The following is a 13,514-nucleotide window of genomic DNA, read 5'->3' as shown; positions in this document are numbered from 1 at the left end:
GCCTGCGGAGTAAAGCACAGGGCGAAAGCCGGTTGACCCTTTCTCCCCGATGGGCTTATCTCTCTCCATGCGTATCATACTTATCCTGATGGTCTTGCCCCTTTTGTCCCAGGCTCTCTTCTTCTCGGTCGAACCGGAAGTGGAGATTCAGGGCGAAGAACTTTTGCTTCGCTGGGAAACCAGTCGCCCTGTGCCCGCAACTCGTGTGAGTTTCGGCATCGAGATGCCGGATGACCCATGGAGAAGCCCCCGCTGGCGTTTCGTCCTTCGGGAAGAGGGTGACAGTCTTAGAAAGCGTCACGAGGTGGCCTTTCCCCTGCGCCGGGCGGAATATTCCAGCAATGATGTCAAGTCTCTTGCTGACAAGGGGGGAGAGCTTCTGGCGCGGATCGAATCCTGGGATCCGAAGTGGAATTCACTGAATTACCATGAACTGCGTTTTGCCTATGCCTGGCAGGACAGTCAGCGTGTCCTTCGTCCAGCTCTCAAACTCGGGCCCTGGATAGACCGGGTCGGACCTGACTCTGCCTGGCTGAGTTGGACTCTCGATCGCAAGTCTCCGGTGGAAGTCGTGTGGGGCCCGGAGGGTGGTTCCACAGAAAGGCTCCGGCTACCTTCCAGTCGTTCCATGGAACTGGAACTCTCGGGACTCAAGCCGGACCAGCTCTACGAGTACCGGATTCTTCTTCCCGGCGATCTTCAGCCCCGGACATGGACCTTCCGAACAGCCCCGGAACCGGGCCAGTGGCCGGAATCCGGAGAGCTTTCCTTTGCCTTCATGTCGGACAGCCGTTCCGGAGCCGGAGGGGGAGCCGAGAGTGTTCAGGGCACGAACCGCAGAATGTTGCGCAATCTTCTCTCCCAAGCGGAGATGTCCGGGGTGGATTTCATCTGCTTCGGAGGCGATCTGATCAACGGTTACACGGCTGACCCGGAAAGCTATCGCCGGCAACTGGATTCCTGGAAGAAGGCGGCAGAGTGCGTGGGGCCGAGGATTCCGATCTACGAGGGCATGGGGAACCATGAGATGCTGGCCGACTTTTTCCCCGGCGAAAAACACTCCGGTCACGGCATGCCTCCCTATCGGGATCGCAAGGGCGCAGAAAACAGCGAGAGCCTCTTTGCCGAGGCATTCGTGAATCCGCTCAATGCGCCGGCGACACCGGGCCGGGATCATCCTCCCTTCCGTGAAAATGTCTACTCCTTCGACTATGGCCCGCTTCATGTCGTTGCACTCAACAATACTTATGATGTGTCCAGCCATCCCGATTCCCTCGGTGGCTATCGCGAAGGGGAACTTCCCGAAGAGGAACTCGCATGGCTGGACCGGGATCTTGAAGATGCCCGCAAGAGAGGGCTCTCCGAGTTCTTCGTCTTTGCCCACGAGCCGGCCTTCCCCTGCGGAGGGCACGCAGGCGATGGCATGTACTGGAATGGCCGGATCCCGGAGATGCTCGAGATGCGCGCCCGTTTCTGGGACATCCTCATGCGGCACGAGGTGCGGATTGTCTTCTTCGGGGACGAGCACAATTTCAGCCTGCTTCGCGTGGACGAGAGACTGGGCGAGCAGTACCGGACACCGGTCTGGCATGTGGTCAGCGGGGGTGTGGGAGCGCCCTTCTATGCCCGCGACAAGAGCCTGCCCTGGGCAGACAAGCTCTCTGCCTTCAGTACCATCCAGCACTTCTGCAGGATCCGCCTTGACTCCGATGGCCTGAGCATTGAAGCTCGCGACATGCGGGGTCGTATCCTTCATCAGGAAACCCTGAGGAAGAGATAAATGAGAAGAGTCTCGACAATTCTGCTCCTGCTTCCTCTTGTCCTTGCCTGTGAAGGGGAGGGGCCGGGGGGACCGGCACTTCCGGAGCTGGCATATCTGCAGGGTCATGTCTCTGTTCAGTTGCAGCCGGATACGATGCTTGCGGGGGCTCATCTCGGCTGGGGAGAGAGTGAGACTCTCACGGATTCAACGGGATACTACTTCCTCGAAGTTCCCTCCGGGACGGATACACTCCGGGTTTCTCTGGATGGCTATGTGTCCGAACATCGGGCCCTGAGTCTGGCGACGGGGGAAACAGGAACCGAGAGTTTTGCCCTGCTTCCGGTCGATAACCTGCCACCTCTTGCCCCGCTCAACTTTGCCGGAGAAACGCTCGAGGGAGCGTCTCTTCACCTGCACTGGACCCTGCCCGAAGACCCGGACCGCTGGGCCGTGGAACTCAGCAAGAGTCCGGGAGATCCGTTCTGGCAGGAGTTTGATTCCTCAATCCAGGAGTGGACAGACAGCCAGGTGGTTCCCGGCCGCCTCTTTACCTATTCCCTGAGCTGTCGGGACTATGCGGGCAATCGAAGTGAAGCACTGGTATTGGAATTGGAGGTCGATACCTGGCCCACGAGTTCCCTGCTTTCCTTCAACATGGAAAGCTCCTTCGACTCGATTCCCCTTTCCTGGACGGACTGTGAGGATGAGGACTTCGCTCTCTTCCGCCTGTATCGCTCCGACAGCAGTGACTTCAACGCAGACAGCCCGCTGCTCTACGAGGGGCGGGACACGCAGTTTCCTGACATGGATGTTCAAAGCAATGCCCGCTATTTCTACCGCTTGAGCACGGTGGACTCCACGGAGAACACCTCGGAGAGCAACACGGTGACGGCGGCCGCACAGATCTTTGTCGATGGCGGACTCAATGAAATCCTGAATCTGTATTCCGTGCCTGGCCGTGATTTCTATCTTTCCCAGGGATCCCTGAGTGGGGAAATCAGGAAGATGTCCGCCGACGGAGAGATTCTGGATGTTCTGTCGCCGGAGATCGGCAGGGGAAATCTGCTCGTGGATGGAAACGGTGAAAAAGCCTGGCTGCTTTCAAGGGTGGGAGAGGTAATAACGCTGCTCTCTCTTGCTCCTCTTTCGGAACAGGCGACGGCCTCGCTTTCTTCCCTATCGGATGATCTGGCGGAGCTTTCAGGTGGCCGCCTTGTACTCAGTATGCGCGAGGGTGGCTCTCCCCTGATTCTCGATGCAGGGACTCTGGAGGAACTGGCCTCTGTGGATATTCTCAGCGATCTTGCTGGCGGAGCATTGCTTCGCTCGAATCCTTCAGTGGATCTCCTGCATGCACTGGAGCCCGGGAGCCGCAGGCTTCGTGTCCTGGACATGAGTGGCGAAGGTGAGCTGCTTGCAGAGCTGACCCTTGACGCGGAAGCCTCCTGGGCCGGTTTCCTTCCGGATGGATCTCTGGGGATCTTCTACAACTATGAGGAGCGCATGGAAAGCCGGGATCCGGAGAGTCTGGAACTGCTGGAGAGTCTCATTCTCGATGGCGAAGGGAACTTCCTGGGAGTGGAGAACGGGCTTCTCTGGTTCATTCAGGTTCAGGGCTATCGTGCTTATGCCCTTTCCTTTCCTGAAGGAGAGACGCTTTGGGATCTGGATCTGATGGCGCCAGCTCTTTCCCTGGCCTATGTCACTGCTTCCGGGAGGCTGGCCTTGGCCATGAGTACCACTCACACGGCGATCTGCGATGTCAGCCGGGGCGATGAGTAGCCGCCGGATTGATCCCCGCCTGCGCCGGATTCTGGCGCCCGAAGACATTCTGGATTCTGAGGGCGACCGACATCTCTACCGCCATGACAGTCAGAAGATCCACGCGGCCCTTCCCGACCTGATCCTGTTTCCCCGCAGTACATCTCAGGTGATGGAACTCGTCGTGCTGGCTCGCGAGAGCGGCACTGCTCTCACCGCCAGGGGGGCAGGCACCGGGCTTTCCGGCGGTGCTGTTCCCCGCGACGGCGGCTGGCTTCTTTCCTTTACGCGCATGCGGAAGCTCCTCTCCATTGACGAACCGTCTCGTCTGGCCTGGCTGCAACCGGGTATGGTGAACCGGGAACTTCAGGAATTACTTCGACCCCGGGGACTTTGCTTTGCCCCGGATCCCAGCAGTCAGACGGTTTCCACGCTGGGGGGGAACTTCGCAGAAAATGCCGGCGGCCCGCATTGCCTGAAGCTCGGTGTGACGAGCCAGCATGTCCTCGGGCTGGAATGGGTGGATGACTGCGGCGAACTGCATCGACTTGGTTGCAGCAGCCCGGGAGGAAACCCTCTGGATGCAGTGGGTCTGTTCTGCGGGAGTGAGGGAACCCTGGGTCTGGTAACGGCCCTTCAGGTGAAACTCAGCCGAAGGCCGGAATGCGCGAGAACCCTTCTGGCTCCCTACTCTTCCCTTCGACAGGCGAGTACGGCTGCTTCCAGAATCCTCGGGCGAGGACATCTTCCCGCAGCGCTGGAAATGATGGACCGGGAGAGCATTCGATCCGTGGAGAACTCTCCCTTCCGCGCCGGCTTCCCCCGAGAGTCCGAGGCCGTTCTTCTGGTGGAACTTGATGGCTTCAAGGGAGAAGTGGAGCGGGAGAGCCGGGAGGTTTCGGGGGTCCTCCGGGAAACGGGTGCCATTTCCCTGAGCGAGGCGGTGGATGAGGCAGAAAGGAAACGACTCTGGCGAGGGCGAAAGGGTGCCTTTGGTGCTGCGGGTCGTCTCTTTCGGGACATCTGTGTTCAGGACATCTGCGTTCCCGTGAGCCGTCTGGCCGAAGCCACCGTTCGCGTTAGTGAGGCCGTGAAAGAGGAAGGGCTTCCCGTTGCCTGCATCTATCATGCGGGAGACGGCAATCTGCATCCCAACATCGGCTATGACCGGGAGGATCGCGAGCAGTTGGCAAGTCTGGATCGAGCCTGCGAGCAGATCATGAAGATCTCCGTGGAACTGGGTGGCAATCTGAGCGGGGAGCATGGCATTGGAGTGGAAAAGAGCGGCTGGCTGCCGCTGTTTCTGTCCCGGGAAGACCGGGAACCCCATCTTCGCCTGAAAGCGGGGCTGGATCCGCAGAGGCTCTTCAATCCCGGAAAGATTTTCCCCCCCGAAGATGAGGGAGAGGGAACTCGCCTTGCGATCGGACTCGTTCCCGCACTTCTTTCGCCCGAGGAGCCCTGCAGTTTTGAGAGACCGGAGACCGTGGGTAGCCTGTCCCACATTCTCGGCGCTAAGACCCGCGGACTTCTTCTCCCTACAGGGGCTCGATTTCCCGAGGAACTGCCGCCCCTTCCGTCGTCGGTGGGCCTTCTTCTCTCCACAGCCTCTCTTCGGGGAATCCGGGACTTCTCCCGGGAGGACTTTCAGGTGGAAGCCTTTGCCGGGACTCCCTGGACGGAAGTCCAGGAGTTTCTCGCAAACGAGGGAATGGAGATCGACTTCCCGGTGTCACATGCAGGGGAACGAAGTCTCGGCGGGGTCATCGCCTGCGATGAGGCCTGGCCTTTCCGGAGCAAACTGTCGAACCCCCGGGACCGTCTTCTGGGGCTTGAAGGCCTGCTTGCCGATGGCAGTTTCTTTCGCGCGGGGGGGCGGAGCGTCAAGAATGTCTGTGCCTACGATCTTTGCCGCCTGATGGCCGGAAGCCGTGGCTCCCTGTCGATTATGACTTCCTTCCGCCTGCGCTGTCGCCCCGTTCCGGAAGAACGTTCTCTCCTTCTGCTGGAATATGCGAAGCGGGAGGAAGCGGTGCAGATCGGCCGAATGCTTTCTTCTCTCTACGATTCGATTGCCGGTCCTCTTCTGATTCCCCCGGGTCTCGGTCTTTCCGGCTCCTGGCTCCTGGCCATCGGAATGGAAGGGCGCGGCGAAGGTCTTGATGAGTTGAGGGAGGAGATTCGGGAACTGCTGAACAGAGAGCAGGTCCAGTGCGAGCGGATCTGGACGGAGTCCCGGGACTCGGAGATCATGAAGCGACTTCGTGATTTTCCGGCACTGCCCGGGGAGGGCGAGCGGCATTTCCTCCGGGAACTGAGAGGCCCCGTGGATCGTCTTCTCACTCTCCCGCCCTATCTGGGAAGCCGCTGGATTCTCGATATCGAGGGCGCGCGCCTTCGCATCGAAGAGCACAGTCTGGAAACGAAGTCCACGGGATCGGTGAGCAGTCTCATGGAACGCCAGGCGGAGATCAGCCGCCGGGGTGCAGAAAGCCCCTCGACCTTTACCCAGATTCCGGGTCGCTCTTCCATGGAGAGAATTGCCCGCTCCCTGGATCCTTCCCTGCGACTGGCTCCGGGGAGGTGGCTCTTTGACTGATTTTCACCGGAGTTTCGATCTGCTGGAATGCGTCTCTTGCGGACTCTGTCTGGAAGTGTGTCCGAGCTACGAAATCCTGCGCGAGGAGGGAGCCGGCCCCCGGGGAAGGATTCTCCTGATGGACCTTCTCTCTCGCGGAACCCGTCTGGAAGAATGGTCTCGGCATCTGGAACAATGTGTGGGCTGCCTTGCCTGTGAGGCACATTGCCCTGCCGGAGTTCCCTATGCCTCCATGCTTGACCAGGCCCGCCGAAGAATCCGGGAGAGAAAGCCGGACAGCGGCTTTGGCCATTGGCTGGAAAGGAAGTTCCTTGATTTTCTGCTTCAGCCCCGGGATGTTCGCGAGAAAGGATTCTCCCGCCTTCGCTGGGCACAGCGGCTCGGGCTTCTGGGCTTGCTGCGAATTCTTCATCTGGAGAGGCTGCCCTCCTTTTCCCTGTTTCGCGGACTCTCTTTCCTCCCGCAGCTTCGGAGCCCCCGCGCCCGTCCGGCAGAGGATCCACAGGCCCGCTTTCTTCATTTTCCCGGTTGCATTGACGGCCTGTTTTTCCCCGCCGAAGAAGAGGCCTGCCTTCGTCTCCTCTCTGCTTCGGGCGGTTATCGGGAGTTGCCGGACTCTGTTTGCTGTGGAGCCGTTCACCGTCATCGGGGGGAGATGAGTGTCAGCCGCAAACTGGCGAAGCAAAACATCCTGGCCTTTGAGAAGGAAGAGGGCCCGGTCGTTTCGCGATCCTCCGCTTGCGTGGCGGCCCTGAAGGACTACGCGAACTGGCTTTCGGGAGATCCGGCCTGGGAGGATCGTGCCCGGGCCTTCTCCGAGCGTGTTCGGGACTGGAGCGAGATCCTTGACCCTGACTCCTTTGGAGGAGAGGGGCGTCCGGGTCAGAGTATAAGGGCCGTCTATGATGACCCCTGTCATGCAATTCATGTCCAGGGGATTTCGGAGGGGCCAAGGAAACTGCTTCGACGCCTCCCCGATCTTCACCTTGTGGAGATGGCTCATCCAGAACGCTGCTGTGGCGCGGGAGGAACCTGGTTTCTTGACCAGCCGGAACTCAGTCAGGAGATGATCGGCTGGAAGATGAAAGAGTTTGAAAAAAGCGGCGCGAGAATCCTGATCACTTCCAATCCAGGTTGCCGCATCCAGTGGGAAGCTGTCTTTGCGCGCAGAAAATCCCCTGCGCAGGTTTTACATCCGGTGGAATTGCTGGCAGAAAACCTAAAGGAGAAGCTATGAGAAAACGCATTCTGGCCATTGGCGGGCATGGGATGCTCGGCAGGCCGGTTCTTCGTCATTTGCTGAAAGAGGGTTTTGAGCTTCGTGCTCTCGCCCGCAATCCGGAGAAGGCCCGCGCCCTGCTTCCTTCGTCTGTGGAAATCGTAGCGGGAGATCTCAAGGACCTGGATTCCATTGCCCGTGCCGCAGAAGGCATGGATGCCGTCTACCTGAATCTGGCGACCGAGCGGCCTTCGGCACCTTTTCGCCCGGAACTGGACGGATGTCTGCAGGTTCTCAAGGCCCTGGAAGGAAGACAGGACATTCTGGTCGCAAGACTGAGTGCCCTGGGATCCTCTCCCGATGAGAACTGGCCCAACTCCCTGCAGAAGTGGCAGGCGGATGATGCCCTGCGAAAGTCTTCCTTCCCCTGGATCATCTTCAAGCCCGGCTGGTTCATGGAAAGCCTCCCGCTCTTTTTCCGGAGGGGGATCTTCATGATCCCTGGCACGGGGAGGAACCCCCTGTACTGGATTGCAGGAGATGATCTGGGCCGCCATGTTGCTGCGGCCTTCCGGGATTCCTCTCTGGAGAACCGGGACTACAACATCGAGGGCAGGGAGGCCCTGAGCATTCGGGAGGCGGCGGGGCGGTTTACGAAGGCTCTGGGCAAGAGGGCTCTGAAGCTTTCGATTCCTCTTTCGATGCTGGGCTGCCTGGCCCGGCGCAATGAGGCTCTTGATGACTTCCATCGCCTGATCTTGCACACAGAGCAACTCCCGGAGGAAGTGCAAAGCAGGGAAACATGGGAGCTTCTCGGAGAGCCGCGCATGTCAATTGAAGACTATGTGGAGTACATGCTCGAATGCAATGACATACCCCGGAAGAGCTTCTAGATTGATCGCTTCCAGTCGCTCAGGCTCTGCTTCCATACCTGAACGCCGCAGTATCGGTCTCCTTCCGGGCAGACGGGGCGGCGAGCAGCCTGATGCCGGTGTCCGCAGGGGGGAAGCAGAGCCGCGGCCACCCGGGGCTGGAGTTTTCCGATCTGTTCGACTTCCTCTACATTGAGCCGCCAGATTTCTTCCTGGGCATTGAAACAGAGTCGCATGGCCGACTTGTGCCGGTAGTTGAGAAGGTCGGCACTTTCGGTGTAGCGAACCCGCTTTGCATTGGGAAGAAGGTAGAGCGCGTCTTCCCTGCTTCCTCCCGCTTTTCTGAAACGGGCGATCCCCTCCCAGCTTCGTTCCATGCAATTCCGGTAGAGATTCACCGCCTCCGGCACTTCTTCCAGGAGCGGGGGAGTCTCGTAATCGGGTTCTCCATTTTCCTGAAGGAGAAGCGGCGGGCGGCTGGCCGGGGTCATGCGATGACGCTGGTCCTGACTGTCGGCACTGTGACTGAGCTTCCTTCGAAAGACATAGCGCAGATGGTAGAGCGGGCGGGCCAGACGATTGAGCGTGGACAGGTTCAGGGTTTCTGACCAGAGAGAATTGCGGGAGGGATCCAGGGCCAGACCCAGAGCCTCTTCCTCGGAAAGGCGTTCGGGGGGAAGGCCCAGCACTTCTCGTACCGAGTCGGCAAGCAGGGTTTCTCCCGAAGGGTCTGCGCTGAGGAGAAGGCTCCGGTAGCCCTGGAGGGAGGCGTCGAAGCTCTTGCGGAAATCCCGGATGTCCTCATCCCGGATGCCCTGATTCTGGAAGAAGAGATACTCGGGAGTTTCTTCCAGAGGAAGCGGCTCTTCGAGCAAGTTGGCAAAATCCGGTTCCTTTGCCAGAAGTGCTTCCACCATGCTACTCACCACGAAACCGGTTTCCTCGGGCACATCCCACTGACGACAGAGCCGGTAGTAGCGCATGAGGGTCAGGACGCTGATGCTGTGGTGCAGGTAGGCGGTGGTGGCCAGAGGAAGCAGGTAGCGGGCGATCTCCTGCGCCCGTCGCAGGGCTTCTCTTTCAGAGCGTGGCTGGTTTCTGCGGGCGGGAAAGCGGTTCAGATAGTGCTGCAGGCAGGGCTCGAGAAGCATCTCGCTCAGTCGGCGATAATCTCCGACCTGTTCTTTGCAGACCTGGTCATAAATGAGTCCAGCCTCGCCCTTCAGTTCCGGGCGATAGGTGTTACCTTCTTTCACCGGAACATAGCGCTGGCTGACCTGCTCGGAGTTGTAGAATGGATGGCTGTGCAGGAAACTCCAGAGAAAGTGCCGGCTGACGCCTTCCAGAGAGAAGCGAAGCTGGGCGTGTTGAAGAGTGGTGTGGTGGCCGGCCTGATAGACGCTTCTGGCAATCCGGTCCCTGGAAGGTCCCTGCTCGGCGACATCGCTTGCCTGCACCGGACCATTTCCGGAGTAGCAGGTTCGGGCAGCCGCCACCATGTGGTTGAAGGCATCGGCCGAGATGTCGATGAGTTGGACTCGTGGTTTCATGGGGAAGAGAGAATACCGCTTTCCCTCGCGAGGGACAAGGGAAAGCGGTAGGGAAGCTGTCTAGCGGTAGATGACATCCTCGATCAGCTGGCGGATCTCTGCAGGCATCTTCTTGCGGGTGACGGCAATTTCACGGGAAAGCAGGTCGATGGAATTACGGCAGAGGTTCTCCTCATCCATGGTCAGATCCTGCTTCTTGGAAAGCCGGGCCAGATCGCGGGCAATATCGGAAAGCTCCAGAGGATCTCCGGTATCGAATTTGTCCTGATAGAAGCGCACCCGCTCCTTGTGACTGCGGTCCGTGTTGAAGCGGGCGCGGCCCCTGAGGGATTCGAAAACCTTGCTGGCCTTGTTTCGCCCCATCACCTTCCGAAGCCGGACTCCATCGAGTCGATCCACCGGAATGTAGAGGGACATATTCTGTTTCGGGAATTGAACGCCCAGGCATTGCTCCGTCTCGCCTCCGGCCTTCTGTTTCGACACGCCGATGACCTCTCCCACCCCGTGACGGGGGAAGAAGACATGGTCTCCTTTTTCAAAGCTCATCCCTGATTCCTTTCGAATGGGCACATTAAATATAGTCAATTTCTGACGAAAAGTCAAGTAGAGAAATAAACATATCCATTATTTCACTTCCATGAATGGAATCCCGGGCCTGCATAGCCGAATCGTTGCAACTCTGTGAAAATAAAGCAGATATTTACCGTTCTCCCTGTGGACCTTCTTAGCCCTCCTCCCCTGGCCAGCGTCTCCAGAATCAAGAGAGATCTGTGGAAACGAAGGGTGTGGGCTTGCCGGGAGTTGCTTGTGCTTTCGAGAACCTGTTGTCATGAAATCGTTTAGAGGGAGACTTCCGCTGGCACCGGACTTGTAAGTATCCCTTGTAGAGCGAAAGGGCTGAGGATTTGCATTTCGCCAAAGAAGAGAGTTTTGATCAGAAAGGGAGAGGCTAATATGGGGGAAAATAAAAAGAAAATGACCTTGTTGGGCGCCCTGGATGCCCGCGAGCAACTGAAACTGGCCGTGGATTCGACCGTGAGGAGTCTTCGCCGACGGGAAGTCCTCTTTCATCCGGGCGATCAGGCCGACTGTATCTGTATCGTTCTGGACGGGAAAATGAAGATCAGCCGGGTTTCCGAGTCGGGAAAAGAGGTGATTCTGGGGATCATGGGTCCCGGAGAATCCCTGGGTCTGGAGATCATCCTGGCGGAACCCTGTACGCGGACTCTGGCCATGGCTTTGGAGCCGAGCCGGATCCTCCGGGTCTCGAGGGAGAAGTTCCAGTCTCTCGTGCTGGCCAAACCGGAGCTTCTGCTGACCCTTTTGAGAATCACGAATGAACAGTTGTGGAACTCGCGCGAGAACCTGTCGCGACTGGTCTTCATGGATGTAAAAGGCCGACTGGCGGCCCTTCTTCTGGAGCTCTCGGAGAGTGGGGAGAAGAGCCAGGGATGCCGTTCTTTGGAGACCCGGATTACGCATCAGGATCTCGCGAACCTGATCGGTTCCACCCGGGAGACCACCACGGCCACCCTCAACCAGTTGCGCAGGGAGAAGCTCATTCGCTTTGAGCAGCGCAACATTGTGATCTCCCGTCCCGGCGGCCTGGAGACTCTCGCTGCCAGCTAGCTTTCCTTCCCCCAGGAGGGTCTCCCGATTTCATTGGTCGGGGGGCCCGTTTTTTGTATAGTCCTCCCATGTTGCCCGAAGGTAATCAGGAACTTCTCGCAGGCCTGAAAGCCCGTTGCTCTGCCTGGCCCCAGAGGCTTCGGACTGTCTCTTCTGTCGAGCGTCGCTGGCACGCAGCCTGGTGCAATGCCGGCATCGAGGGCAATCCTCTTTCCTGGTCGAAGGCGAGGAGCTTTCTGGAATCTGAAGAGGAGGCGAAGGATCTTCCTCACAATGAGCTACAAGGCTGTCGCCTGGCTCTGGACTTCCTTGAAGACGGGATGGATCTTCGCATGGGGGAGCTTCGCCACCTTCATCAACTGATTTCCCGGGGGCAAGGGAAGAGCGGAGAGTTTCGAAATCACCCGGTGGAAATCGTTCGGGAGTCGGGACCGGGAGCAGGGGAGGCGGTATTCCGACCTCCTCACCACAGCCGGGTTCCCGCACTGATGGAAGATCTATTGGAGCAAAGTCGCCGGCAGGCGGAAGAAGGCATGAATCCATTTGTGCTGGCCGGTCTCTTTCACTATGAATTCCAGTCCATCCATCCTTTCTCCGATGGCAACGGGCGCGTGGGCAGAATACTGACTACCTTTCTCGCCCGGCAGGGTTGGGACTCGGAGGATTTCTATCTGGCTCCCGCCCTTCGCAAGGCGGGCAGTGCCTATTACCTCGCCCTTCGTTCCGTGCGCCGGGACTATGAAGAAGAAGCCGGCATCCAGTCCTGGCTGGAACCCTTTCTCGGCTTTTGCATGCAAGCCCTCGATGATGAATTCCTTCCCGGAGCGTGGCCATGAGATTTGCCCTGATTCTGGTTCTGCTAGCCTTCGGCCCCGCTCTCACGGAAATTGCCTGGGAAGAAACGGCGCTGCCCTCGGGTGCAAGGCTTCTGGTCGTGGATTCCGACAATCCTGGGCAGGCAATGATCACTCTTGCCTGGCCGGCCGGGATGGCCACCTCTCTTGAGAATCCCGATCTTGCGCTTCTGGCTCCGCGTCTCTTTCTCCAGAGAAGTTTCGAAGGTGGTCGAAGTCTGAAGGAACTGCTTCGGGGAATTGCCTGGGGATGGAAACTCCGTCTGGGTCGCGACAACTCCTTTCTCCAGTTCTTTGGACCGAAGGAGGAAATGCCGGAAGTCATCGGTGCCCTTCTCGAAGAAGTCGGGACTTCCCTTTCCATCCATCAGGGCGAAGTCGACGCGGCTTTTGAAAGTTTGCAGAAAGAGCGGAGTCGCTGGCGCAAGAATCCGGAGATCTTCCTTCGTGCCGGTCTCGACTCCCTGCGTTACCCGGGACATCCCTACCGCATCGGCGAGGGCAAGGCCCTTCAGTCCCTGAATGCGCCCTTGCTTGAAGACATGCAGACCTTTCTGACAGAGCACTATGGAGCAAACTCCTGCACCTTCCTGATCCTGGCCGACCTGGATCCCGATGCCTTTCTCTCCGACTGGCTGCCTCGATTTGATGCCCTGACGGGGAAGCGGAAGCTGCTTTCTCTTCTTCCGGAGGATCCCGGGAGCCGGGGGGATCTGGAGATGGAGGGAAGCCCCGGGCGAACGCTGCTTCTCTGGCAGTTCCCCCTTCCCGGGGGATGGGGGCGCGAGCGAGCGGACATTGTTCTGGCGAGTGGCATCATCCAGCCACTTCTCGTTCAGAGCTTTCGTGGGCTGGTGGCTTCTGCCACGGCGAGTTGTGATTTCCTGCCCCGGGGCCCCGCAAGGCTGGAAATCCAGGTGAGAGGATTCCTCCCCGGGGATCTCCCGCGGATCGAGAAGACCCTGGAACGCATCCTGGATCGACTGGGAAAGACCGAGTTCAGCGAGATGCAGGTGGTTACGGCGAAGGACCAGGTTCTACAACGCCTGAGCCTTCATTCCTCCCGTTCCGACCGGCCTCTCCCGCGAAAGGAAACCGATCTCAGGAACTGGAGCCTGGAACTTCTTCGACAGCAACTTTCGATTCGTGACAAAAGAAGTCAGTTTGAGCTTGCCATTCTCAAGGCAAACATGGATAGCATTGCTGAGAGATCCCGCCGCTACCTGACGCTTGAGCAGAGAAGCCGGGGACTCCTGCAAGCCCCCTGA

At 58.8% G+C, this 13,514-nt stretch carries 10 protein-coding genes; 8 read left to right on the top strand and 2 right to left on the bottom strand.

Annotated elements, in window-relative coordinates; all coding sequences use genetic code 11:
* Window positions 1–67 precede the first annotated feature (67 nt).
* From QGH30_07080 to QGH30_07060, 5 genes are read left to right on the top strand one after another with little or no spacing between them, the layout of a single operon-like run.
* A complete protein-coding gene (locus QGH30_07080; protein MDP7022097.1) occupies window positions 68–1,780 on the top strand; it encodes a metallophosphoesterase in 1,713 nt (570 codons plus the stop codon).
* Window positions 1,781–3,544: a carboxypeptidase-like regulatory domain-containing protein gene (locus QGH30_07075; protein ID MDP7022096.1), complete on the top strand. Its 1,764-nt coding sequence runs from the start codon at window positions 1,781–1,783 to the stop codon at window positions 3,542–3,544.
* Window positions 3,537–6,122, top strand: coding sequence for an FAD-linked oxidase C-terminal domain-containing protein (locus tag QGH30_07070; GenBank protein ID MDP7022095.1), 2,586 nt, complete (start codon window positions 3,537–3,539; stop codon window positions 6,120–6,122). The genes QGH30_07075 and QGH30_07070 overlap by 8 nt, the downstream gene beginning before the upstream one ends.
* Window positions 6,115–7,359, top strand: coding sequence for a (Fe-S)-binding protein (locus tag QGH30_07065; GenBank protein ID MDP7022094.1), 1,245 nt, complete (start codon window positions 6,115–6,117; stop codon window positions 7,357–7,359). Before QGH30_07070 ends, QGH30_07065 begins: the two co-directional genes overlap by 8 nt.
* On the top strand, window positions 7,356–8,234 hold the full coding sequence (locus QGH30_07060; GenBank protein ID MDP7022093.1) for an NAD(P)H-binding protein: 879 nt from the start codon (window positions 7,356–7,358) through the stop codon (window positions 8,232–8,234). The genes QGH30_07065 and QGH30_07060 overlap by 4 nt, the downstream gene beginning before the upstream one ends.
* Here QGH30_07060 and QGH30_07055 read toward each other — a convergent pair.
* Together QGH30_07055 and QGH30_07050 are read right to left on the bottom strand one after the other, a co-directional pair.
* Entirely contained in the window at window positions 8,231–9,763 is a 1,533-nt protein-coding gene (locus QGH30_07055; protein ID MDP7022092.1) for an FAD-dependent thymidylate synthase, read from the bottom strand. The genes QGH30_07060 and QGH30_07055 overlap by 4 nt on opposite strands.
* Window positions 9,764–9,823: 60 nt before the next feature.
* A complete protein-coding gene (locus tag QGH30_07050) occupies window positions 9,824–10,309 on the bottom strand; it encodes a CarD family transcriptional regulator (GenBank protein MDP7022091.1) in 486 nt (161 codons plus the stop codon).
* 429 nt (window positions 10,310–10,738) lie between these two features.
* On the opposite strand from QGH30_07050, the gene QGH30_07045 reads away from it, so the two are divergent.
* From QGH30_07045 to QGH30_07035, 3 genes are all read left to right on the top strand, one after another.
* Entirely contained in the window at window positions 10,739–11,392 is a 654-nt protein-coding gene (locus QGH30_07045) for a Crp/Fnr family transcriptional regulator (protein MDP7022090.1), read from the top strand.
* Window positions 11,393–11,460: 68 nt separating this feature from the next.
* The gene (locus tag QGH30_07040) at window positions 11,461–12,228 is read left to right on the top strand and encodes a Fic family protein (GenBank protein ID MDP7022089.1); all 768 of its coding nucleotides are present in this window, start codon (window positions 11,461–11,463) and stop codon (window positions 12,226–12,228) included.
* On the top strand, window positions 12,225–13,514 hold the full coding sequence (locus QGH30_07035; GenBank protein MDP7022088.1) for a hypothetical protein: 1,290 nt from the start codon (window positions 12,225–12,227) through the stop codon (window positions 13,512–13,514). Before QGH30_07040 ends, QGH30_07035 begins: the two co-directional genes overlap by 4 nt.

The organism is Candidatus Krumholzibacteriia bacterium (assembly GCA_030748535.1).
Taxonomy (GTDB): Bacteria; Krumholzibacteriota; Krumholzibacteriia; order JACNKJ01; family JACNKJ01; genus JASMLU01.
The sequence above is the reverse complement of the archived record's forward strand: the minus strand, read 5'-3'. Positions and strand labels throughout refer to the sequence as shown.